We start from the raw sequence: 23,423 nt of genomic DNA, 5'->3' as shown, positions 1-23,423 counted from the left end.
TCTCCCATATTTTTTCATACCGTTATTGTGTTTTTGCCCCTTCCCTGCACCTGCGTCCCGCCTTGCGGAACGGACAGTTGCGGAACATGAGGCAGTGCTCGCAGTCCGGCGGCCGATGCGGCTGCGGCGTGCGCGCAATCCCCATGATCGCCGTCACGGACTTGCGCGGCACCATGATCGTTGTCGGCGTCAGCGAGACACCAACACGCCGCGTCATGTCGAGCAGCGCAAAGAATTTCGGCTGCTCCGTGATCGGTAGGTCGCCGTAGCCGGGGCTGAACCGATCTGTCAGATAGCGCCCCTCCGCCTCGACGGCGGTGCGCATATCGCTCTCGAAGTTGTTGCATATATTCTCGATCGCCGTACTCGCACATGCGTCCATGATCACGGAGTCAGCGGCATTCGTCACCTCATAGCGCATCATCAGCCGCTCGACACCAGGGCCGAGCGTTGCTCCGAAGAGCACAGCCTCCTCACATGGTGCGAGCATCTGCGGGATATCCTTGCCCGCAAATGTAACACCGAGCACGGCACCGTCCACAAGAGGTGCCTGCCGATACGTGAGGCGCGGTGTCGCTGCGGCGAGCACCTCGTCCGTACAGCGCTTGATCTGCGCCGCAATCTCCTCCGTCAGTTCCTGTCCGCGGAATCCAAGGTACTTCAAGATTTCGTTCATATTCAGCGTCGTAAAACGCGGTTCAAACATAGCCTCTCCTATTTCATTGTCAAAGTACTAATACACAGGATAAGAGATTATATCACATTCGAGCAGTCCTCACAAATACACTTTTGTCATATTACAATATGTATGCTATAATACTGCCCTGTCTTTTTCTTTTTCAAGGGGGAAATGGAATGATCAAAGAAGCGATCAAAAAGATCGTAGACAAGCAGGATCTTGGCTACGATGAGGCATATGCCGTCATGAATGAAATCATGTCAGGCGAGACCTCTGCGGTCGAGAACGCCGCCTATCTTGCCGCGCTCTCCACGAAGAGCAGCGGCATGGAGACCATCGCAGAGATCTCCGGATCTGCTGCCGCCATGCGTGCGCACGCAGAACTCGTCGAGCATGACATGGAGGTCATCGACATCGTCGGTACGGGCGGCGACCACTCGGGCAGCATCAACGTCTCAACCACTGCCTCGTTCCTTGCGGCGGCGGCAGGACTCAAGGTCTGCAAGCACGGCAACCGCGCGGCATCCTCGAAGAGCGGCACAGCAGACTGTCTCGAGGCGCTCGGTGTGAACATCGATCAGCCGCCCGCAAAGGTACGCGAGGAGCTCAGCGCTGTCGGCATGGCCTTTCTCTTTGCTCAGCGCTATCATCAGTCGATGAAGCACGTCGGCGCAATTCGCCGCGAACTCGGCATTCGTACGGTATTCAATATCCTGGGACCGCTCACGAACCCCTCACGCCCTGCCTATATGCTCCTGGGTGTCTACGGCGAGCATTTGCTCCGCCCGCTCGCAAAGGTACTGCCGGATCTCGGAATCAAGCGTGCGCTCATCGTCCACGGCACGGACGGCATGGACGAGATCTCCATCGGTGCACCGACCCTCGTACGCGAAATTGCAAACGGCACGGAGAGCGCCTACGAGATCTGCCCCGAGGACTTCGGCATGGTACCTGCATCCAAAGACGCGATCCGCGGGGGCACTCCCGAGGAGAACGCAGCCGTTACACGCGGCATTCTCGCAGGCGAAATCACAGACGCACGTGCCGACATCTGCCTGATGAACGCTGGAGCTGCAATCTACATCGGCGGCGCGGCATCCTCCATCGCGGACGGCATTGCGGCAGCACGTCAGAGCATTGCGGATGGTACGGCACTCAAGAAACTTGAGGATTTCATCAAGATCTCTCTTTAAATCGAAAGGAGTTTGCATCTATGCAGACACTTGAACAACTCAGCAATTTCGTCTCCCGCTACATGGCATTATTCGTTATCCTCATCGCGGGTATTTCACTCTTTCAGCCGTGGACGTTTATTTGGACGGTTCCCTGGATCACAATTCTGCTCGGCATCGTCATGTTCGGCATGGGTATGACACTGCAGTTTGAGGACTTTAAGCTCGTCCTGCAGCGTCCGCGCGATGTATTTATCGGAACGGTCGCGCAGTTCGGCATCATGCCGCTGCTCGCGTGGGGCCTGGCACACGCATTCTCCCTCCCGCCTGAGCTCGCAGCGGGCGTCATCCTCGTCGGCACCTGTCCCGGCGGCACCTCATCGAACGTCATGACCTATCTCGCACGCGGCGATGTCGCGCTCTCCGTCTCCATGACGATGGCCTCCACCATCCTCGCCCCCTTTATGACCCCGCTCCTCACACTCTGGCTGGCAGGTCAGTGGATTGACATTCCGGCAGAGAAGATGATGATCTCCATCGCACAGGTCGTCATCGCGCCGATCTTCCTCGGCATCCTCATCAACCATTTCTTTGCGCGTCCCGTACAAAAAGTTGTCAAGGTGCTCCCGCTCATCTCGGTCGTTGCCATTGTCCTCATCGTGGGCGGCGTCGTCTCGGCAAACGCAGGGCGCATCATCGAGACAGGTGCACTCATCATGGTTGTCGTCATGTGCCATAATCTCCTTGGCTACACGCTTGGCTTTGTCGTTGCAAAAGCACTTCGCATGGATATTGCAAAGGTCAAAGCAGTCTCCATCGAGGTCGGCATGCAGAACTCAGGACTTGCGACCTCCCTCGCCCTCCTGCACTTCGGTGCGGCAGCGGCAATTCCGGGTGCACTCTTCAGTGTATGGCATAATATCTCGGGATCGCTTGCCGCGAACTATCTGTCCAGTCGTATGAAAAAACCGAACGAGTAAAAGTTCCCTGCAGCTCCTCCAAAAAAATCTAGGACGTTTGGAGGAGTTTTTTTATTTATATTGAATTAAATTATATACCGAGGGAAACAATCCTTGCTTCCACGTTATTGGATACAGGTTGTCAGGGCCGTTTGTGCGTATTATCAAAAGAGGTGACGGAATGAAATTAAAGACGAAAATGCTCCTGTGGATCGGAACTCCACTCGTCGTGATTTTTACCGCGATGGCAGTGTTCTCCTACTGGGAAGCGAGCAACATGATTGAGAAGGCAACGGAACGCGAGATGCGTGCGCTCTCGGAGTTCCACGCCGAGGAGGTCGACCGCATGGTCGAGGGACCGAAGGGGATCCTCGAGGGTATCGGCCGTGTATGGTCGACGAATATACCGACGGATGAGCGTTTTCTTGAAACAGCCAAGGACTTCACCTCACGTCCGGACATTGATTCCATCTATATGGGTTTCCCGCGCGAGACAAACCGCCCCTTCCTCTACAGTGAGGAGGGTATCGTACCGCTTAATGAGTTCGACGCAACGAGCCGTCCGTGGTACAAACTCGCAGAATCCAAGGAGGGCGTGCAGCTCAACGAGGTCTCCACGAACGAACGCACCGGCAAGGCGACGCTTGCCTTGAGCCGCGCCATCCGTCACGAAGGACAGCTGCTTGCCGTGATGGGGCTCGAGACCAATTTCTCCGACATTCAGAATATCGTCGCAAAGATCAAGATCCGCGAGCATGGCGCGGCCTTCCTGCTCGATGAGGATGGTCGCTTCATCTACCACTCTGCTCTCGGACTCAACGACAATGTGCACGCACAGGGCGAGGAAGACGCGCGTCGCCTTCTCTCAAAGACGCCTATTTTCTTTACCAACACATATGCAGGTGTTGAGAATTACTACGCAGTCCATCCAGTCGGCACAACGGGCTGGTCACTCGTCCTTTTTGTCCCGAAGGATGAGGTGCTTGCTGATGTAAATAACCTCAAATGGACGATGATCATTGGACTCCTCGTCTCCCTCGCCCTTATTGGCAGTCTGCTCTATAAGATTGCCGACTCGATTGCAGGCCCTCTTGAGAATATGGCAGGTGCGGCGCAGGAGGTGGCAAAGGGTAATCTTGCCATCGTCCCGCCCCAAATGGATCGCGACGATGAGATCGGACAGCTCCACAACTCCCTGCTCACGATGGTCAAAAATCTGCGTGAACTGATTCAGAAGACGGCGCAGACCTCCGAGCAGCTTGCTGCCGCATCGGAAGAGCTCACCGCATCTGCGGATCAGTCGGCACAAGGTGCACAGAGTGCAGCCGAGGCCATCGTCAAGATTACAGGCAGTACGGTGGAGCAGAATGAGGTGGTTGATCAGTCGTTCAAAACGGTGGATGGCATTACTCACGCAATCAACGAGATCACAGCGGGCATTTCGGATGTCTCCGCTGCAACCCACCGCGCTTCAACTGCAACGGTTGAGGGCCAGCAGGGGCTGAGCGTTGCAGTAAAGGGCATGAGTATCCTAGATCAGAGTGCGAAGGATGTCTCCGGAGCGGTCACGGCTCTCTACGAGAGTTCCAAGCGCATCTCTGAGATTGTTGAAATGATCACCGAGATTGCGGGACAGACGAACCTTCTCGCCCTCAATGCCGCTATTGAAGCAGCGCGTGCGGGAGAACAGGGCCGCGGATTTGCTGTCGTTGCCGAGGAGGTCAGAAAGCTTGCCGAGCAGTCCGAAACTGCCGCACAGGAGATCACTGGGCTGATCACCGAGAATGCGAACCGCATTGAGGACACGTTTAAGGTCATGCAGGAGCAGAAGGAACATGTCGGTGAGGGCGTCAAGCAAGTCAATCAGGCAGGTGAACAGTTTGACCGCATCGCAGACGTTGTAAACGAGCTCACTGAGAAGGTGGATGCGATCCTGAAGAATACTGAGGGCATTAAGGCGGGCAGCGAACATATGATGAGCTCAGTCGAAGCTGTCCAGAAGGTCTCGAATGCCGTCCATACGGAGGCGGAGAATGTCTCTGCTGTCTCCGAACAGCAGGCAGCCTCCATGCAGGAGATCGCTGCTTCCAGTCAGACCCTTGCACAGCTTGCGCAGGATCTGCAGCGCATTGTCGGAGGCTTCAAGCTTTAAATACTGTCTGATAAATTCAGTTCTGACAGACTTCATTTTATCAGCGATTCCTTCAGATAAAACAGAAGACAAAAGGGGCTGCCCCAATGGGGCAGCCCCTTCTCTATGCTCCGATCCCCTGCAGGAGTCGGATTAGTGGTTAAACATATTGCGCAGTGCCTGCTTGTTAACCTCGCGGTTGAGCTGGGCGAGATGCTGCGTGAGCTTGATGCTCTTCGGGCATACACGCTCACAGTTCTGGCTGTTGCCGCAGCTCGTGATGCCGCCCTTTTCCATCAGCGCATTGAGACGCTTCGGCGCATCGAACTTTCCGAGCGGATGGAGGTTGAAGAGCAGTGTCTGTGCCGTCGGTGCAGGACCGATGAAGTCTGACTGCGGGCCGACGTTCGGGCACGCCTCGAGGCAGCAGCCGCAGGTCATGCAGTGTGACAGCTCGTAGCATGTCTCCGCCGTGTACGGGTTCTGGATGGGGGCATCCTTATTGTCCCAGGTACCGTCAACCTCAATCCAGCCATGTATACGCTTGAGGCTCTCGAACATAACCGATCGGTCGATGAGAAGGTCACGGATGACCGGGAATGTCCGCGCCGGCTGGAGACGGATTGGCTGTGATAGATGATCCACCAGCGCACAGCACGCCTGCTGTGCACGGCCATTGATGACCATCATGCATGCTCCGCATACCTTCTCCAGGCAGTTGCACTCCCAAACTGGAGGCGGGACACGCTTGCCGTCCACCGTCACGGGGTTTTTCTGAATCTCCATAAGAGCCGCAACCACATTAAGACCGAGGCGATAGTCGACCTCGAACTCCTGCGTATAGGGGTTCTCGTTCGGTCCATCCTGACGCTCGATGATAAAACGAACTTTTTTCTGTTCTGCCATGACTTCTATCCTCCCTTACTCCTTCTTGGCAACTGCGTAGTTACGCGCACGCGCCTTGATGAGTGAATGCTCGAAATCCATGTAGCTGATGATTGGCTCCTCCGTCTGCGGATCGTAATCCACGATGGAGGTCTTCATGAAACGTTCATCATCGCGTCCGTAGAACATCAGCTCACCGTCGGCATCCGTCATACGCTCGCCCTTATCGTCGAGGAGGATCTTCGCATGTGCACCGCGGCTCTCATCACGTGCACGTGCTGCCTTCGTAACCGCCATCGCATAGAGGATCATGTTGCGCAGCTGACGTACGAACATCGCCTCCTGGTTTGCCCATGTGCCGTGGTCGGTCACGCCGATGTCGTCCCAGCGCTTCAGAATCCCCTTGAGCTTTTCAAGGCAGATGTCGAGGCCCTTGTTGTCGCGTTCAATGGAGACGTAGTCATACATAATCTCGCCCATCTCCTGATGGAGCTTATGCGCATTCTCAGAACCCGTCATATTGCGGATCTTGTCGAACTCTGCAACGCATTCCTTGCGCGCTGCCTCGAGTTCTTCCTCCGTGAGCGCCGCACCAAGTTCGCCGCTGCGCGCCCAGCGGAGCGACTCAGGTCCTGCGACGTAGCCGGAGTAGCTTGCCGAGAGGAGGGAGTTCGCGCCCAGGCGGTTCGCGCCGTGGTACTGGTGATCGCACTCACCCGCCGCCATGAGACCGGGGATGTTCGTGTGGTGCATACGGTCGACCCAGATGCCGCCCATCGAGTAGTGCACGGACGGGAAGATCTCCATCGGCACCTTGCGCGGATCCTGACCGACAAACTCGGAGTACATCTCGAGAATGCCGCCGAGCTTGTGCTCAAGGTAGTCCGCAGGGATGTGCGAGAGGTCGAGGTAGACGCGGCGGTCGTTGTTGACACCGAGCCCCATGTGCACGCAGACCTTGAAGATCGCGCGTGAGGCAACGTCACGCGGAACGAGGTTGCCGTATGCGGGGTACATCTCCTCAAGGAAGTACCAAGGCTTGCCGTCCTTGTACGTCCAAACGCGTCCGCCCTCACCGCGGCACGCCTCGGACATGAGACGGTTCTTATCCGATCCGGGGATTGCGGTCGGATGGATCTGGATGAACTCGGGGTTGCCGATGTGCGCGCCCTGCTGGTATGCAGAGGAGACAGCCGAGCCGTTGCAGATCGTGGACGCTGTGCAGCGGCCGAACACCTGTCCGGGGCCGCCCGTCGCGAGGATGACGACATCCGCAGGGAATGCCTTGATCTCGTTTGAGTTCATGTTCTGTGCGACCAGACCGCGGACGATGCCGTCCTTGTTCTTGATCGCGCGGATGTATTCCCAGAACTCGTATTTCGTGATCTTGCCCTTGACCTCCCAACGGCGCACCTGCTCGTCGAGTGCATAGAGAAGCTGCTGCCCCGTCGTAGAACCGGCAAAGACCGTGCGCTTATTCTTCTGTCCGCCGAAGTTGCGGAGATCGAGCACGCCCTCGGGTGTGCGGTTGAACGGAACGCCCATGCGGTCAAACATCTTGACCAGGCGCGGCGCCGCCTCAACCATGCCCTTGACGGCAAGCTGGTCAGCGAGGAAGTCGCCGCCGTAGACGGTATCGTCGAAGTGCTCATAGACGCTGTCGTGCTCGCCCTTCGTATCCATGCAGGCGTTCATGCCGCCCTGCGCGCAGAGCGAGTGAGAGCGCTTCACCGGGCAATAGGAAAAGAGGTCGACCTTGCCGCCGCCCTCGCAGATCTTCAGCGCAGCGAGAAGCCCCGCCAGACCGCCGCCGATGATCGCAATGTTATTTTCTGGTACTTTAGCCATTCTTACTCTCCTTTGCTGCGCTTCTTACATGAAATAGCTGCCCATGAAGGCGAGCGTAACAAGACTCATCAGCGTGCAGAGACCCATCGACAGCGCGTTGATCACTGACTGTGCGCGCGGGCCCTTCGCAATGCCCCACGTCATGCAGAACGTCGAGATGCCGTTGCAGAAATGGAAGATCGCGGCAATCATGCCGAGCGTATAAAGTACGGTATGGAGGATTGCATAATCGCCGGACACAAAGTAGGTGTAAAGCAGGTCATAGTTGATATGAGTTCCCATGACGCCCTTTTCCCACACGCGCATATAGCCAACGTGCCAGATGAGGAAGGGGATGAGCAGCCATGCCGTATAGCGCTGCACGGCAAACTGCCAGTTGCGGATGTAGCCATAATTGCCGGGATTGTTCTTCGCCTGCGCTGCAATATAGATGCCATAGACCGCGTGGAAAAGAATCGGCACGGCGATGGCAAAAATCTCGAGCGCGTAGAACACGGGGCGCGGGATGAGATCCATCATGGCAAGCGCATCATTGAAGGCTTTTGCCCCCTGAAGCACAGTCGAATTCGTAAAGATGTGCTCGAAGAGGAACACACCAATGATAACGAGTCCGACCAATGAGTGCAGCCGCCGCATGTAAAAGGTTGTGTGGAACATTTCATACCTCCTGAAATATATAGACCTTTGGATATGCTGCCCCGAACGCTGTTTGGAACAGCCCCGCGATGATTTGTCATGCGCCAAACCATCGGTATGAACACTCTAGTTAAGGAAGCACTGATAAATTCAGCCGCACCATCTTAGCGCATCTTTTTTGCCCGCTTTTCGTTAGCAAATCCTCCACATAGCTTTGGCTATGCGTCCGGTTTGCTGCCTCAATCGGACGAAAAAATCTACGCCAATCTGACGGACTTCATTTTATCAGCGATTCCTTAGAGTTTGCGGTAGGGTTTCTGCCCCATTTCATAGAAGTTGTTGCCCTCAGAGTCAATGACGACGATGCAGGGGAAGTCCTCGACCGTCAGCTTTGCAACCGCCTCAGGTCCAAGTTCGGGATAGCCTACGACTTCGTACTTCTTCACGGATTTCGCGATGAGCGCAGCAGCGCCGCCGACGGCGGCAAAATAGGTGACGCCGTTCTTCTTCATCGACTCCACGACCGCAGCCGAGCGCGACCCCTTGCCCACCATGCCTTTGATGCCCTGCTCAAGCATCGTCGGTGTGTAGGCATCCATGCGGCCGGAGGTCGTCGGACCTGCCGAGCCGATCGGATCGCCTGGCTTCGCCGGCGTCGGTCCGAGGTAGTAGACAATCTGATCCTGCCAGTCAACCGGCAGAGGCTCTCCCTTTGCGAGTGCCTCTGTCATCGCCTTGTGTGCCGCATCGCGTGCGCTGATGATCGTGCCCGTGATGAGAACGCTGTCGCCTGCCTTGAGCTTACGCGACATTTCCTCCGTGAACGGAGTCGTAATACGGATACTTTCCGCCATGAGTATTCCTCCCTAACAATAATACACAGGAACTGCTGTTACAGGACGCGATGTGCATGCCGAAGTGCATGGCAGCAAATCGTCACCGCAACTGGGAGGCCCGCAATATGCGTTGCGCCCCACTCAATGTTCACGGCAAGCGCGGTCGTCGTTCCGCCAAGCTGCGGTCCGATGCCCGTCTTGTTCACCATTTCGAGAATCTCCTCCTCGAGCTTTGCATACTCGGGCATGGAGTGGCGCTGGTCGATGGGACGCGTGAGTGCCTTCTTCGAGAGGAGTGCCGCCTGATCCATCGTACCGCCGATGCCGACACCGATGACCTCGGGCGGGCACGGGTTCGGACCTGCGTGCTGGACGATCTCCATGACCGCCTTCTTCACGCCCTCCACACCGTCGGCAGGAACGAGCATCTTGACACCGGACTTGTTTTCCGAACCAAATCCCTTCGGCGCAATCGTGATGCTGAGCTTGTCCCCCGCGACAATCTTCGTGTAGATAACACCCGGCGTATTGTTCTGCGTGTTCTTGCGGTTGAAGAGAGGCTCTGCAACGACCGACTTGCGCAGATAGCCCTCCGTGTACCCCTTCGCGATGCCCTCATTGATCGCATCCTCAAGGAGTCCATCCGTGATATGGAGATCCTGCCCAATCTCCACAAACACGATCGTCATGCCCGTATCCTGGCAGTAGGGACGATCCTCTTCGCGTGCGATCTCAGCGTTGCGAATGATCTGATCCAAAACGACCCTTCCTACGGGTGACTCCTCCGTCTCTCGTCCCTTTTTGAGCCCCTCGTAGACATCATTCGGGAGATAGTACGCCGCTTCTTTGCACATCTCGGCGACGTTCTCCGTGATTGCTTTTGCGCTTAGCTCTCGCAAAATAATCCCTCCTATAAATATAACTTATACACAGGTTAGTTAGACTATATCATATTTTTTTCATGCTTTCAAGTCTTTCAAACATGGTGCAAAGCCTTGAAAAAATTGAATACAATTCAAATTGGGAATGATATTCACACGATAAAACAATCTATTATTATTAACTTATATACAATTATTTATACCGAATTCTCCGTTTATTATCTTTATTGTTTTTATAAATTTTATAATAGAACATTAAAAATCCATATCGCAGGATATGGATTTGCTATGCATTCTCATTATGAAATTTTTCTATTTGGTACCAAACTTTAGCCTATGCTCAGATACGGATGAGGGTCACCGCTGGTTTTTCATCCTCGCTGAGCTCCACAAGCATAAATGAGCCACGCCGCTCATCGCGTGGCCGTGCAATACTGCCGGGATTGAGAACTGTAATATCTCCGCGCTCCTCAAGTGCAATATGCGTATGTCCATATACCGCAATATCTGCCCCCGACTCGCGTGCCGCCTCCGCAAGCATCGCCGTGTCAAAGCGTACGTTGAAGAGATGCCCGTGCGTCAGGAAGATACGGTGCCCGGCGATCTCAACAACGGTCTCGTCATACACGCCCTCCATATGAAAATCGCAGTTTCCAAGTACACGTACCACGGGCTTTCCCGTCATTTCCTCCAGAACATCTGCATCTGGCGCAAAGTCCCCGGCGTGCAGCCACATCTCTGCATCCGCTGCACCGAATGCAGAGAGCATATCCTCAAATACACGGACATCACCGTGACTGTCACTGACGATTCCGATCTTCATAATGCCTCCGCCAACATTTTCTTCATCATATCAAGTGCCGCACCACGGTGACTGATCGTGTGCTTTTCCGCACGCGACAATTCTGCCATGGATCTCCCGTCTGCACGATAGAAATGCGGATCGTATCCGAACCCCTCTGTACCGCGTGCCTCTGGACGAATAAAGCCGGCACATGTTCCCTCTGCACCGAGCTCGCGGCCATCCTCAAGAACGAGTACGAGCGCGCAATGATAGGCGGCAGCAGCATTCTCTGTCCCTTGCGCTCGTATCTCCGCGATCAGCTTCGTATTATTCGCTGCATCATCTCCATGCACGCCTGCATAGCGCGCTGAGTAGACGCCGGGCGCGCCGCCGAGGACCTCGACCGTAAGGCCTGAGTCATCAGCAAGCGCTGCAAGGCCCGTCTGTGTACGATAGTAATGGGCCTTAATACGCGCATTTTCGAGGAAGGTCTCCCCATCCTCCACAGGCTCTTCGATTTCTCCGGCATCCGGCAGGACTTCTCGTATGCGGGAGAGTGGGACAAGGCGCACGGGCAGTCCCTCGAAGGCCTTCTCCATCTCACGCACCTTCCCCGCATTCGATGTCGCAATAAGGATGATCTTTTTTTCCATATTACCCCTCCCGTCCCGGCAGCCACGACAGGATCCCGCCAAGTGCCGCCTTCTGATGGTCGATGAGCTCACGTATTCCGCGTTCACCAAGATCTAAAAGAGCATTCATCTCTGTGCGTGAAAATGACCGTCCCTCGCCCGTTCCCTGCACTTCAACGAACTCCCCTGCTCCCGTCATAACGAGATTCATATCAACCATGGCAGAGGAGTCCTCCTCATAGCAGATATCGAGGAGAGGCATACTCTCAGCATCGATGCCAACACTGACCGCTGCCACATAATCACGAACGGGGAAAACCCCGCTCTTCGTATAGAAGCTCGCACACGCCTCAACAAGCGCAACGAATGCACCTGTGATCGATGCCGTCCGTGTTCCGCCGTCCGCCTGCAGCACATCGCAGTCAATGTGGATTGTGCGCTCACCAAGGGCCTTCATGTCGACGACCGCACGCAGGGCACGTCCGATGAGGCGCTGAATCTCCTGTGTGCGCCCAGACTGGTGTCCGCGCACGGCCTCACGCGCCGTGCGCTCGGATCCAGCACCGGGCAGCATCGAGTACTCCGCCGTCACCCAGCCAGTCCCCGAGCCTTTTAAAAAGAACGGCACACGCTCCTCCACACTCGCTGCACAAAGGACGCGTGTATGTCCTGTCTCAATAAGCGCTGAACCTGCAGGATATCGTTGATAACCGCGCTCAATCCGCACGGGACGCAGCTGATCAGGACGCCTCAGATCTCTTCTTGGCATGAAATTTTCTCCTTTGGAAGTTTATGCAGAGTCCCCTATCGACTCGCTTTTCCCGCCGCCTCCCCGCTTCGGCGGGGAAAGCTAATATGCCGTAATGCAAAGCCTCCCCCATCGAAATGAGGGAGGGGGCCATGCGCAGCATGGTGGAAGGGGGGGACCTAACTTACACCCGATGACTTTCCTGATACTGCCGATAGTTCTTGATGATGCAGATCGGTGTTTTCTGTGAGGCGTTGCCGAACGGATTATCAAGCAGCAGCTGTGCTGCAAGTTCGCCGTTGACCCCATCTGATACACCGACTACGCGCGAACGCTTGAGATCATTCACATCAGCAATCATCCCGCCGAACGCACCGACACGGTCACGAATACGTGCGGCAACCTGATCCGGCTCGGCAGGTCCGTAGACGATCACCTTGTCGAACGGCGGCATCGTGCCTGTCACATCGTCGATGAGCGCCGCCTCCTTGCCCCCCCACTGGTAAAAAAGTCCGCTCTTGCCGACGAGTTTACCGAGGAATCCTGCAAACAGTGCGAACAGGACACGCCACTTTCCCTCTACATCCATCAGCGCCTGCATGCCGTGGGGGCTTGCAAGACTGCCGTAATCGGGGATGAAGCGGCACGCAAAGCGTGCAGCACCCGAGATGTTCAGCTCCTCTGGGCGTGCTATCCGCCCCTGCGTCACTGCAACCACGCTCTCGGCACAGCAGACGAGGTCATCCGCTGTGACCCGTGCTCCTGCATAGTATTCGATGGCATCCACAATGTCGTCCGCATCCGTCAGGATCCGCGTTGGAACGGGAAGAATCTCCACCTCAGCCATTCTTCCTTCCCCCTTCCTCGACGAGCGCAACGCCCGCAAGTGCAGCGATCTCTGCTGCCGTAATCTTCAGCATGATTTTCGAGTAATGCGCCGGAATGCGGCCCGTCTCCTGATAGATGAGATCCATCCGGAAATCCGGCATATGTGCAATCGCTTCTTCCAAATTGTTGCCTTTGCGGCCCTCGATGGAGAGCTTGAGAACAAGGTCGATGCACTCACGCTTTTGAATGAGCACCGCCTCGAAGTAGTCGTCCTCGCGCGGCGCCCCCGCAAGCTCCACCTTGCCGCGCACAAGTGCTCCATCATACTGTTCATAGGGCAGCTGCACACGCAAAATTGCGTCCATGATCGTCGCGCACTGCTTCCCCTCATTTGCAAAGGGGATCGTCGCACCGATCACAAGCCGCTCATCGGTACGCTCAACGACAGAGTATGCTGTCATCTCCTCCGTTTTCGGCACGATCTTCTCCGTGCCGAGATAGGCAAAAAGTACACGCCGCCCAATCTCCTCGACAATGAGGATGACGACGAGTAAGTGTATCCACCATCCAAGTTCAGATCCCAATGTCCCGTCCCTCTTTCTCCTGTATCATTGCCGCTTCGAGCGGCTCATAAAACTCCTTTGGCAGACGCGTGATACGCCCCGTCTCGCGTACGGTGAATACGTTCTCGGAGAAACCTGTCACGAGAACCGTCTCCTGCGCATTTAGAACACGATACGAAAAGGCCATCTTCGCTTTGGTCAGTGCCGTCGCAGTCGTCTCAATGATGAGATCATCATCGAAATGCCCCGGTGCATGAAACTGAGCACCTACCTTCGTGATGGGAAACACATAGCCGGCCTCCATCAGTGCGCCGAGCGTAATGCCAATACGGCGCAGGTAGGCCACCCGCCCAATTTCAAACCAGCGAATGTAGTTCGCATGGTGTACGACCTCCATCGCATCCGTATCGTAAAAATTCACCCGATGTTCAACCCTAATCGGCATGAATGCTCCCTTCCTTCAAACAATCTGCTCCATGCGCGCGGCTCGCGCAAGATAGCTCTCGATACGCGCCAGGGCTTCCTGTCCCGCCATCGGACGACCGGACTCAAAAAACTCACAGGGTGCCATCTCCGTACCTGCGGCCGCCGTCGTAAGGCCTGTACGCCGCGCAAGCTCTTCTACCGTGCCTTCGTTTCCATCCACAAAGCCCATTGTCTTCGGCAAAAGTCTGCGCATGGTGTCCTTGAAATAGTTAAAATGCGTGCAGCCAAGCACGATGGCGGAATATTTGCTGAGTTCATAAGGTGAAAGCGTATTCCATAGATACTCCTCCACGCGCGCAGACGAGAACTCTCGACTTTCTGCAAACTCTACGAGGCCTGGCAGCGCAAGGAGATCGACAAGCCCCTTTGTATCATAGTCCGATAGGAGACGACGCAGCTTCTCCCCATTGACCGTAATCGGCGTTGCCGTCACGAGCACACGCCGATCTGGGTCCTGTGCAAGAGCCTTCTTTACGGCCGGCTCCATGCCGATGATCGGCACATCGTACAGCTGCCGCATCTCCTCCACTGCGACGGAGGTCGCCGTATTACAAGCGACAACGACAGCATCCGCCTTCTGTCGCTCGACGAGAAAGCGAAAGGCCTCCCGTACATAACCGCGAACGGCAGAAACGGACTTCGTTCCATAGGGAACATGATCGCGGTCGGCAAAGAACAGAAACTCCTCGGATGGCAGTACGCGGCGTGCATGACTGAGAACCGTCAGTCCGCCAATCCCCGAATCAAACAGAGCAATGCGCATACAGACATCTCCTCCACTGCGCCGAATCATACGGATCTATTATAGCAACTTCTTCCATCTTTGACAAACGGCTTCATTCCCTGTTATAATTATTGTATTGAAATTTTATAATATTTTATTTTTTTGATAGGAAATCCTTACAGATGAAACACCGTCTTAAAAAACACGAATACATTCTTGTCGCATCCATGCTCTTTGGGATGGTTTTTGGCGCCGGCAATCTTATCTTCCCCGCGTCCATGGGGCAGGCTGCCGGAGCGTCGATGCTGCCGGCACTCATTGGCTTCTGCATCACAGGAGTAGGGCTGCCGCTCCTCGGTATCGCAGCGATCAGCATTACAGAGAGTGAAAGTCTATTTGACATTGGAATGAAGATCGACCAACGCTTTGCCTATGCGTTCACCTGTGCCCTCTATCTCTGCATTGGTCCTTTCTTTGCAATTCCGCGCACCGCCACAGTCTCTTTTCAAGTGGGCGCTGCCCCCTTTGTCCCGCTCGAGGGACAGCCATTGGGACTGTTCAGTTTTACGTTGATTTTTTTTGCCATTGTACTCTACTTCTCCCTGCGCCCCTCAGGCATCCTCATCTGGATTGGAAAGGTACTCAACCCGCTCTTTTTGCTCTTTCTCGGCATTCTGATTGTCACTGCCGTACTCAATCCGATGGGTACGGTGTGGGACGTAGAACCGACAAACGCATATACAGAACATGCCTTCTTTACGGGGCTGATCGAGGGCTACAACACGATGGATGTGCTCGCCGCACTCGCGTTTGGCAACATCCTAGTCAATGCGATCAAGCGTCTGGGGCTGTCCGATCCAAGGGATCTCTCCTACAGCACGATTGTATCCGGCACATTCAGTACTGCGCTGATGGCATTCATCTACTTTGCGCTCACGTATATCGGTGCGCAAAGCCGTGCTGTCTATGGCATTGACGCGAACGGCGGCGACATACTCGCCCATATCGCTGCACATTACTTTGGTGCATTTGGCGGTGTACTGCTCGGCATTACGATCACCTGTGCCTGTCTCAAAACAGCCCTTGGGCTTGTCACGGCATGCAGTACGACGTTCTCCGAACTCTTTCCAAACTCCCTCTCCTATGCGAAATATGCTGTACTCTTTTCCGTCTTCTCCTTCGTGGTCTCAAATGTCGGTCTCAGTCGCATCATTGCATACGCACTGCCTGTGCTCTATTTTCTTTACCCTATTTCCATCGTTCTGATTGCCCTCTGCCTTATCGAGGGCATGGTTGGCTATCATCGACCGCTCTACGTATGTTCCATGATCGGCACCGCGCCAGCAGCAGCATTCGACTTCCTGCGTGCGCTCCCTGCGGGGCTGCACGAGGCACTCCCTGCGATCCAATCGATCTATTCTGTCGGCGACACTCTCCCACTTGCCGCTATTGGCATGGGCTGGGTGCTCCCTGCTCTTGCTGGGCTCATCATCGGAGGACTCATCCTCGCATGTCAGAGGGTTGACAGCGCGGCTTAATTTTTGATAGAATAAATCCTGCTGAACACGGAGAGGTGTCCGAGTGGTTTAAGGAGCCGGTCTTGAAAACCGGTGATGCGGCAACGCACCGTGGGTTCGAATCCCACCCTCTCCGCCATACTTTGAAACTTAAAAGAGACTGTTACACGAATGTAGCAGTCTCTTTTTTGTCCCCCTTCCACCGCTTGCGCGGTCCCCCTTCCCCGTCATACGGGGAAGGCTGAAGGTTTTACAGCGTCCCAAAGATACGGTCACCTGCATCGCCGAGTCCGGGTACAATGTAGCCGTGCTCATTGAGACATTTGTCCACGGCAGCAACGTAGATCGGCACATCCGGATGGTCGGCAGCTACGCGCCGAATCCCCTCGGGCGCCGACACGAGGCACATGAGGATGATGTTCTTTGCCCCCTTCTGCTTGAGCATCGTGAGCGCTGCCGATGCGCTGCCGCCCGTTGCGAGCATGGGATCCGGAACGATGAGCGTGCGATCCTCCACACCGCTCGGGAGTTTGGCATAATATTCGACCGGCTCCAAGGTCTCCGGATCACGGTAGAGTCCGATGTGTCCCACGCGTGCAGCGGGCACAAGTGTCAGGATGCCGTCGAGCATGCCGAGTCCTGCGCGCAGGATGGGGACGATGCCGAGCTTCTTGCCCTCGAGCATCTTTGCATGACACGTTGCAACGGGTGTCTCGACCTCCACATCGCACAGGGGGAAGTCACGCGTGATCTCATACGCCATGAGCATGGCGATCTCCGATAGTAGTTCGCGAAACTCCTTCGTCCCCGTCTCCTTCATACGCATGATCGTCAGTTTGTGCTGAATGAGCGGATGATCTACAAGGTGGAGGCTGGGAATGTCGGATGGATAAAATTTATCTGCCATAGAAGGGGGCTTCCTTTCCTAAAAAATTACTCGTAAAGAGGATATTTGCTGCAGAGTTCAGCGACACGGCGCCGCGCTTCCTCCTGGCGAGTCTCATCGGTCGGCGCATCGAGAACGTGAGCTATGATCCGTGCAACCTCACGCATATCATCCTCTTTGAAGCCGCGTGTCGTGAGCGCAGGTGATCCGAGGCGGATGCCGCTCGTGATAAACGGGCTGCGCGGCTCGAACGGGATCGTATTGCGGTTCGCCGTGATGTTCACCTCATCGAGCAGGGTCTGCGCGTCTTTGCCCGTGATATCCTTATTGGTAAGATCGACAAGCATCACATGTGTATCTGTACCGCCGGAAACAATGCGATAACCGCATTTCATCAGCTCATCCGCAAGTGCAGCGGCATTCTTCACGACCTGTGCGCCGTACTCCTTAAACGATGGCTGGAGCGCCTCACCGAGAGCAACCGCCTTTGCTGCGATGACGTGCATAAGGGGCCCCCCCTGAATGCCAGGGAATACCGATTTGTTGATCTTCTTGCCCAGCTCTTCATCACGTCCGAGGATAATGCCCCCTCGCGGTCCGCGCAGCGTCTTGTGTGTGGTCGATGTCACAACATCAGCATGTGGAACGGGACTTGGATGCTTTCCAGCGGCAACAAGCCCAGCGATGTGCGCCATATCCACCATGAAGAGCGCTCCGACAGTCTTTGCGATCGACCCAATGCGTGCAAAGTCGATCGTGCGGGCATAGGCAGATGCACCTGCAATGATCATCTTCGGCTTGTGCTCTTTCGCGAGCGCTTCGAGGGCATCGTAGTCAATGCACTCCGTCTCCCGATCCACACCATAGGGAATGACCTTAAAATAGGTGCCAGAGATGTTGACAGGGCTTCCGTGTGTGAGGTGGCCGCCATCTGTCAGGTTCATGCCGAGGATCGTATCTCCTGGCTGCAAAAGAGCAAAGAATACCGCCATGTTGGCCTGTGCCCCCGAGTGCGGCTGCACATTCGCCCACGCCGCGCCGAAAAGTTCCTTCGCACGATCAATGGCCAGCTGCTCCACGACATCAACATACTCACAGCCGCCATAGTAGCGCTTACCGGGATAGCCCTCTGCATACTTGTTCGTGAGCACGCTTCCCTGTGCCTCCATGACGGCACGGCTAACGATGTTCTCCGAGGCGATGAGTTCCAGCTTCGTACGCTGGCGGTTTAGTTCCTGATCGATTGCGCCAGATACCTGTGCATCAACCTGCTTCAACGAATCCATAATGCTCATGCAAAAATCTCCTTAGTCTTTTTTCTTATCCTGCAGGGCCATCATCTTTTCGACGCGGCGAGCGTGACGGCCGCCCTCGAACTCTGTGCGAACCCACGCACGCACGATCTCGCCTGCAGGACCAAAGCCTGTCACACGCCCGCCGAGGGCGAGGACATTCGCATCATTGTGTTTGCGTGCCATGATGGCAGAGTAGACATCGGTGCAGAGAGCCGCACGTATGCCGTCGATCTTATTCGCTGCAATCGAGATCCCAATGCCAGTGCCGCAGAGCACAATACCACGATCCGATTTCCCGGAAACAACATCGGCGCAGACCTTCTCCGCGATATCAGGATAGTCGACCGCTTCCTTTCCAAACGTGCCAATATCCGTCACACGCACATCGCTAAACTCGTGAAGCACCATCTTGACCTCATCCTTGAGCTCTACTGCCCCATGGTCGCTTCCAATCGTAATGTTCATGGCGGCTCCCTCCTTCACATATCCATTATACTCTGTATTTTATCACAAGTCGTTGAAAAAGAATAGTGCCGCTAGCGACGAAAACGCGGCCGCAGCGCAAGCGACAGGAAGAACGACGCAGCTGCGGCGGCAACGATCGATGCCCCTGCCGCAATGCCGAGATAATATGCCGAAAAGAGCCCGACAAGTCCCGCCAAAAGCGCACATACAACTGAGATGACATGATATTCCTTGACGCTGCCTGCGATATTTCGCGCTGTCGCGCCGGGCAGGACGAGCAGTGCATTGATGACGAGGATACCGACCCACTGGATGCTGACGGCAACGACGACGGCGAGCAGTGCGGCAAACGTCGCCTCCACGGCAAAGATGGAAACACCGCGGCTGCGTGCAAGCGAAGAGTTGACCGAGAGTAAGAGAAGTCGATTGAAGAGCAGCAGCCATCCGATCAGGACGATTCCGTCCACGACGGCAAGACCCACGAGATCGGCATACGTGATGCTTAGAATATCCCCAATGAGCAGCGGTGAATACTTTGAGAATCCTCCGCCGTGACTCATTATCATAAGGCCGACTGCGATCGCCGTCGAGGAGAACACCCCGATCACCGTGTCCGCAGATGCCGCTGTCCTGTGCTTGATGTAGGTGATAAGAAGTGCAAAGAAGATGGAAAAGACGAGGAGTGCCGTAAGCGGCGAGGCCATCCCCACAAGAACACCGACGGCAATGCCCGTAAACGCACCATGTCCGAGCGAGTCTGAGAAGAATGCCATACGGCTTGAAACAACCATCGTGGAGAGCAGCCCGAAGAGCGGCGTCATGAGGAGAATCGCAAGCAGCGCATTTTTCATGAAGGTATATTCCATCCATGCGAATGGAAGCAGCAGATCCATAGTGTCGTAGATCAGCTCCATGCGGGCTCTCCTCCTTCCCTATCGTTCGTCTGCAGATGACGAACATCGGGCAAAATTCCAAAGAGCCGCTCCATCTGGGGATCGGTAAAGACCTCCATCACGCTTCCTGACGCCGCGATCCCATGCTCCATGAGGACAACTTTGTCCGCATGACGTGCAACCATACCGAGATCATGGGAAATGAGGAGGATCGTCAGATCCTCCTTGGCACGCAGCTGACCGACAATGTCATAGAAAAGGGCAAGCCCATTCTGATCGACCCCCGATACCGGCTCATCAAGCAGCAGGAGATTCGGCATAGGATCGAGCGCAAGTGCAAGCAGCACCCTTTGGAGCTCGCCTCCCGAGAGTGCTCCGAGACGCCGGTCGATCAAATGATCTGCGCACACACGCGCCAGATTCTCGAGAATGCGGTCACGATAGCGGCGTGCGGGAAAAAGCCAAACAGGACGCGCCGAGATGCATGCCATGAATAGATCCTGTACCGTGGTTGGCGCACTCACATCGAGGCGCAGATACTGCGGCACATAACCAATGATAGGATGCCCTGTATGGCGATCATCCGCATCGACGAATCGAAGTCTGCCCGTATGCCCCACCTCACCGAGAATGGCGCGCAGGAGCGTGCTCTTGCCCGCACCGTTGGGACCGATAATCGCGGTGAGTTCCCCGCAGTGAAAATGGAGATTGACATGCGAAAAGACCTCGAACGTCCCGAATGAGACGCCGAAGTCCTCAATTTTGGTGCAGCAGAACTGCGCGCAGCCCTCTGCCGCTCCTCTGTGATGAAAGATATGCCTGAGCATGGTGATCCTTTTTTCTAATCCGTCAGCCTTCGAAACTTCCACGTTCCCGCCGCAATCCCCAGCACTGCATACGCAATGACCACGACGAACGAGAGTGGCGAGAAATCCCCTGCAGTCCCAAGGCTGCGCAGGAGATGGCTCGTATGTGTCAGCGGCAGCAGCTCTACGAAGTAACGCATTGGATCCGGCAGCGCTGCCGTGGCGAAGAATGTCCCGCAGAGAAAGGACATCGGGAGGAGTACATAGAGATTGACCTGACTCATCTCCTCATAGGATGAGATGTACATCGCTGCAAGAAAGCCAATCTCGGCAAAGATCATGCAGTTCAGTGCGAGTACGAAGAGAAAGAGCGGTGTGATGGCAAAGTGCGCCCCGAAGAGATAGCTCAGAGCGATGATGATGGCCGATGAAATCATTCCGCGCAGGACAGCCCCTGCGATTTTCCCGATTACAAAGGCGTTTGGCCGAATCGGCGCGATCAAGTACTCCTCGAGGCTCTTGTGATAGACGCGCTCAGAATGCACGGGTATGATGCTCATAAAACTGATGTTCATCGAGTTCATCGCCAGGAGCCCCGGCACGAGAAAATCCAGATACGAGCCAGTCCCGACATCAATGCTGCGTCCAAGCCCCCATCCAAAGGCAATGAGGAACATGAGCGGTGAGACCATACGACTCAGCACATACTTCGTCAGGCGGCGGCGCAGAACGACCCAGTCGCGCCAGAACACAGTCCAGATATCCCCCAGCATCAAAGCCCCTCCTTTCGTCCCGTCAACTCGATGAATACATCCTCGAGGTTTGTCGGGCGCAGGAGGACGCGCGGCATATCCTCAATGGAGCGCGCATAGACTCCTGCCTCCTCACGCGTATGAAAGAAGCGATAGGCTCTGCCCTCCGGACCATCCCACTCGACTGCATGATCCCCGAGCTGTTTACAGAAGTTCCGTGGGGACTGCACATCAATCAGATGGCCCTTGTTGATGATGGCGACACGGCCACAGAGGGCCTCTGCCTCCTCAATGTAATGCGTTGTCAGGAGAACGGTCACACCGCTCTGTGCAATATCGTGAACGATGTTCCAGATATGCCGTCGAATCTGAGGATCGAGTGCCACGGTCGGCTCATCGAGAAAAAGGAGCTGCGGGCGATGAATGAGCGCACGAGCGATCAGCAGACGTCGTTTCATTCCGCCGGAAAGCCGGCGCACTCCATCATTGCGCACCTCGTTCAGCGACATCTCCGTGAGAAGTTCCTCAATGCGGGCCGTTCTCTCGGTACGTTCCATGTGATACAGGCGTGCATGCAGTTCCAGATTGTCCCACACGCTCAGCTCCTGATCAAAATTTACATGCTGCGGCACAACACCGATCATTTCCTTGGTTGCCCGCTCATCTGCACGAATATCACGTCCGTTGATGCGGATTGTTCCGCTCGTTGGATGCGTCTGCATCGTAAGCATGCGGATGATCGTCGTCTTACCCGCACCATTGGGTCCGAGCAGACCAAAGACTTCACCGCGCCGTACAGAGAGAGAGAGGCCTGCAACAGCCGTTTTCCAGGTGTTTTTCTTCGCCATGTCCGTATGCGGAAATTTTTTGACGAGATCCTCCATCTCGATCATCATACTGTCCATATCAATCAATCCGCCCGAAACTGAATCCCGGCCATGAGGCGAGCCTTCTCCATGACGGCGATCACAGTTCGCGATGTCTGCAGCCCCTCCTCCACACTCATATAATCCTGTCGTGCAAAGATGTCCCGCATGGCCTCAAACTCGTGTACCATGCGGTGCGCGTGCCGATTCATCGCATAAGTTTTCGGCTCTCGGCCGCGCAGACCTACCGTAAAGGAGGAAAGCTCACTCGGTATCCCCTCGGCGCGGATCCAACCAGACTCTCCCTGTATCATGAAGAAGGATGGACTGGAGCTGTCCTTCGCTGCTGCCGCAGTCGCAACAAATCCATTGTACCGCATCGTCAGTACACCGGAGGTATCAATGCCGTTAAATCCAATATTTGCTGCATACGTGGCCGACTTGGGACGGCCAAAGAGAGAAGTGATGAGTGAGACATTATAGACATTCAGATCGTAAAGTGCGCCCCCCGAGAGAGACGGATCGAATGCCGGAGCCACGTCGCGTGCGAGATAGCGGTCATAGCGGCTCGAATACTGCGAAAAATTGGCCTGCACAAGTCGGATCAGTCCAAGACTTGGAAGCGCCTCCAAAATCCCCAGGTAGTTCGGCAGAAAAAGCGGTGTCATCGCCTCAAAGAGATAGCAGTGCGCTGCACGGGCTCGCGCGATCAGCTCCTCCGTCTCAGCAAGTGTCGAGGCAAAGGGCTTTTCCACAATAACGTGCCAGCCCGCCTCTATCGCCTGCCGTGCATAGTCAAAATGTGCGCTGTTGACAATGCCGAGATAGACAAAGTCAGCGTTATGCCTCGCGAGCATTTCCTCATAGTCCGTCGTCACTTCGGATACACCGAACTCCTGTGCCAAGGCGCGTGCTTTATCAAGACTGTGAGGGCGTGCGCATAGCCCGGTGACCTCGACATTCTCCACTTTACGCAGGGCTGCGAGCGCCTCCCGCGCAATCATCCCTGTCCCAACAACTGCAATCTTCATTGCCGTACGCTCCTTCATGTGCGGATCCCTTCGCTTCTGCACATATTATAGCAGGGTATCTCCGCAAAGAAAAGGGGCTGCCGCAGAAGCAAACACTCCTGCGACAGCCCCCTCATCATA

Annotated in this window: 25 protein-coding genes and 1 tRNA gene; 5 read left to right on the top strand and 21 right to left on the bottom strand. The window is 55.4% G+C overall.

Annotated features, from left to right (window positions below; all coding sequences use genetic code 11):
* Positions 1 to 22 precede the first annotated feature (22 nt).
* Entirely contained in the window at positions 23 to 706 is a 684-nt protein-coding gene (locus HMPREF1992_RS06935; RefSeq protein WP_021685163.1) for a vitamin B12 dependent-methionine synthase activation domain-containing protein, read from the bottom strand.
* Between the two features lie 149 nt (positions 707 to 855).
* Between HMPREF1992_RS06935 and trpD the strand changes: the two genes are divergently transcribed.
* The 3 genes from trpD (at position 856) to HMPREF1992_RS06920 (ending at position 4,962) form a co-directional block, all read left to right on the top strand.
* Positions 856 to 1,872, top strand: a complete 1,017-nt coding sequence (gene trpD / locus HMPREF1992_RS06930; RefSeq protein WP_037358854.1) for an anthranilate phosphoribosyltransferase — start codon at positions 856 to 858, stop codon at positions 1,870 to 1,872.
* Positions 1,873 to 1,892: 20 nt separating this feature from the next.
* Entirely contained in the window at positions 1,893 to 2,831 is a 939-nt protein-coding gene (locus tag HMPREF1992_RS06925; RefSeq protein ID WP_021685161.1) for a bile acid:sodium symporter family protein, read from the top strand.
* A gap of 160 nt (positions 2,832 to 2,991) precedes the next feature.
* The gene (locus HMPREF1992_RS06920) at positions 2,992 to 4,962 is read left to right on the top strand and encodes a methyl-accepting chemotaxis protein (RefSeq protein WP_021685160.1); all 1,971 of its coding nucleotides are present in this window, start codon (positions 2,992 to 2,994) and stop codon (positions 4,960 to 4,962) included.
* A gap of 132 nt (positions 4,963 to 5,094) precedes the next feature.
* On the opposite strand, the gene sdhB is transcribed toward HMPREF1992_RS06920, so the two are convergent.
* The 12 genes from sdhB to murI form a co-directional block, all read right to left on the bottom strand.
* Positions 5,095 to 5,847 carry a succinate dehydrogenase iron-sulfur subunit gene (sdhB, locus tag HMPREF1992_RS06915; protein WP_021685158.1) on the bottom strand — a complete coding sequence of 251 codons (753 nt, stop codon included), beginning with the start codon at positions 5,845 to 5,847 and terminating at the stop codon, positions 5,095 to 5,097.
* 15 nt (positions 5,848 to 5,862) lie between these two features.
* A complete protein-coding gene (sdhA, locus tag HMPREF1992_RS06910) occupies positions 5,863 to 7,674 on the bottom strand; it encodes a succinate dehydrogenase flavoprotein subunit (RefSeq protein WP_021685157.1) in 1,812 nt (603 codons plus the stop codon).
* Positions 7,675 to 7,698: 24 nt separating this feature from the next.
* Positions 7,699 to 8,331, bottom strand: a complete 633-nt coding sequence (locus HMPREF1992_RS06905; RefSeq protein ID WP_021685156.1) for a succinate dehydrogenase cytochrome B subunit, b558 family — start codon at positions 8,329 to 8,331, stop codon at positions 7,699 to 7,701.
* A gap of 275 nt (positions 8,332 to 8,606) precedes the next feature.
* On the bottom strand, positions 8,607 to 9,164 hold the full coding sequence (locus HMPREF1992_RS06900; RefSeq protein ID WP_021685155.1) for a Fe-S-containing hydro-lyase: 558 nt from the start codon (positions 9,162 to 9,164) through the stop codon (positions 8,607 to 8,609).
* A 38-nt stretch (positions 9,165 to 9,202) separates the two neighbouring features.
* Positions 9,203 to 10,045: a fumarate hydratase gene (locus HMPREF1992_RS06895; protein WP_021685154.1), complete on the bottom strand. Its 843-nt coding sequence runs from the start codon at positions 10,043 to 10,045 to the stop codon at positions 9,203 to 9,205.
* 322 nt (positions 10,046 to 10,367) lie between these two features.
* Positions 10,368 to 10,850 (bottom strand): metallophosphoesterase, encoded by a 483-nt coding sequence (locus tag HMPREF1992_RS06890; RefSeq protein ID WP_021685152.1) that lies wholly within the window; start codon positions 10,848 to 10,850, stop codon positions 10,368 to 10,370.
* The gene (rdgB, locus tag HMPREF1992_RS06885) at positions 10,847 to 11,464 is read right to left on the bottom strand and encodes an RdgB/HAM1 family non-canonical purine NTP pyrophosphatase (protein WP_021685151.1); all 618 of its coding nucleotides are present in this window, start codon (positions 11,462 to 11,464) and stop codon (positions 10,847 to 10,849) included. Before rdgB ends, HMPREF1992_RS06890 begins: the two co-directional genes overlap by 4 nt.
* Before the next feature lies 1 nt (position 11,465).
* The gene (gene rph / locus HMPREF1992_RS06880; RefSeq protein ID WP_037358848.1) at positions 11,466 to 12,212 is read right to left on the bottom strand and encodes a ribonuclease PH; all 747 of its coding nucleotides are present in this window, start codon (positions 12,210 to 12,212) and stop codon (positions 11,466 to 11,468) included.
* A 163-nt stretch (positions 12,213 to 12,375) separates the two neighbouring features.
* Entirely contained in the window at positions 12,376 to 13,038 is a 663-nt protein-coding gene (locus HMPREF1992_RS06875) for a hypothetical protein (protein ID WP_021685148.1), read from the bottom strand.
* Entirely contained in the window at positions 13,031 to 13,579 is a 549-nt protein-coding gene (locus HMPREF1992_RS06870; protein WP_369791855.1) for a hypothetical protein, read from the bottom strand. The genes HMPREF1992_RS06875 and HMPREF1992_RS06870 overlap by 8 nt, the downstream gene beginning before the upstream one ends.
* Positions 13,580 to 13,592: 13 nt before the next feature.
* Positions 13,593 to 14,027 (bottom strand): thioesterase family protein, encoded by a 435-nt coding sequence (locus tag HMPREF1992_RS06865; RefSeq protein ID WP_021685146.1) that lies wholly within the window; start codon positions 14,025 to 14,027, stop codon positions 13,593 to 13,595.
* Positions 14,028 to 14,042: 15 nt separating this feature from the next.
* On the bottom strand, positions 14,043 to 14,831 hold the full coding sequence (gene murI, locus HMPREF1992_RS06860) for a glutamate racemase (protein WP_021685145.1): 789 nt from the start codon (positions 14,829 to 14,831) through the stop codon (positions 14,043 to 14,045).
* 143 nt (positions 14,832 to 14,974) lie between these two features.
* On the opposite strand from murI, the gene brnQ reads away from it, so the two are divergent.
* Together brnQ and HMPREF1992_RS06850 are read left to right on the top strand one after the other, a co-directional pair.
* A complete protein-coding gene (gene brnQ, locus HMPREF1992_RS06855; protein WP_021685144.1) occupies positions 14,975 to 16,330 on the top strand; it encodes a branched-chain amino acid transport system II carrier protein in 1,356 nt (451 codons plus the stop codon).
* 29 nt (positions 16,331 to 16,359) lie between these two features.
* Positions 16,360 to 16,448, top strand: a tRNA-Ser gene (locus tag HMPREF1992_RS06850).
* A gap of 111 nt (positions 16,449 to 16,559) precedes the next feature.
* Here the strand turns inward: HMPREF1992_RS06850 and upp are convergent.
* From upp to HMPREF1992_RS06810, 8 genes are all read right to left on the bottom strand, one after another.
* Positions 16,560 to 17,216, bottom strand: a complete 657-nt coding sequence (upp, locus tag HMPREF1992_RS06845; RefSeq protein ID WP_021685143.1) for a uracil phosphoribosyltransferase — start codon at positions 17,214 to 17,216, stop codon at positions 16,560 to 16,562.
* A gap of 26 nt (positions 17,217 to 17,242) precedes the next feature.
* Positions 17,243 to 18,490 carry a serine hydroxymethyltransferase gene (gene glyA, locus HMPREF1992_RS06840; protein ID WP_021685142.1) on the bottom strand — a complete coding sequence of 416 codons (1,248 nt, stop codon included), beginning with the start codon at positions 18,488 to 18,490 and terminating at the stop codon, positions 17,243 to 17,245.
* Positions 18,491 to 18,502: 12 nt separating this feature from the next.
* The gene (gene rpiB / locus HMPREF1992_RS06835) at positions 18,503 to 18,955 is read right to left on the bottom strand and encodes a ribose 5-phosphate isomerase B (RefSeq protein ID WP_037358845.1); all 453 of its coding nucleotides are present in this window, start codon (positions 18,953 to 18,955) and stop codon (positions 18,503 to 18,505) included.
* 71 nt (positions 18,956 to 19,026) lie between these two features.
* On the bottom strand, positions 19,027 to 19,869 hold the full coding sequence (locus HMPREF1992_RS06830) for a metal ABC transporter permease (protein WP_021685140.1): 843 nt from the start codon (positions 19,867 to 19,869) through the stop codon (positions 19,027 to 19,029).
* A complete protein-coding gene (locus HMPREF1992_RS06825; protein ID WP_021685139.1) occupies positions 19,860 to 20,675 on the bottom strand; it encodes a metal ABC transporter ATP-binding protein in 816 nt (271 codons plus the stop codon). The genes HMPREF1992_RS06830 and HMPREF1992_RS06825 overlap by 10 nt, the downstream gene beginning before the upstream one ends.
* A 14-nt stretch (positions 20,676 to 20,689) precedes the next feature.
* Positions 20,690 to 21,427 (bottom strand): ABC transporter permease, encoded by a 738-nt coding sequence (locus HMPREF1992_RS06820; protein WP_021685138.1) that lies wholly within the window; start codon positions 21,425 to 21,427, stop codon positions 20,690 to 20,692.
* Positions 21,427 to 22,311, bottom strand: coding sequence for an ABC transporter ATP-binding protein (locus HMPREF1992_RS06815; protein ID WP_021685137.1), 885 nt, complete (start codon positions 22,309 to 22,311; stop codon positions 21,427 to 21,429). Before HMPREF1992_RS06815 ends, HMPREF1992_RS06820 begins: the two co-directional genes overlap by 1 nt.
* A gap of 5 nt (positions 22,312 to 22,316) precedes the next feature.
* Complete coding sequence (locus tag HMPREF1992_RS06810; protein WP_037358922.1) at positions 22,317 to 23,303, bottom strand: Gfo/Idh/MocA family protein; 987 nt, start codon at positions 23,301 to 23,303, stop codon at positions 22,317 to 22,319.
* Positions 23,304 to 23,423: the final 120 nt, after the last annotated feature.

Source organism: Selenomonas sp. oral taxon 892 str. F0426, assembly GCF_000468035.1.
In the GTDB taxonomy this organism is placed as follows: Bacteria; Bacillota; Negativicutes; order Selenomonadales; family Selenomonadaceae; genus Centipeda.
This window is presented reverse-complemented; position numbering and strand designations above follow the sequence as displayed.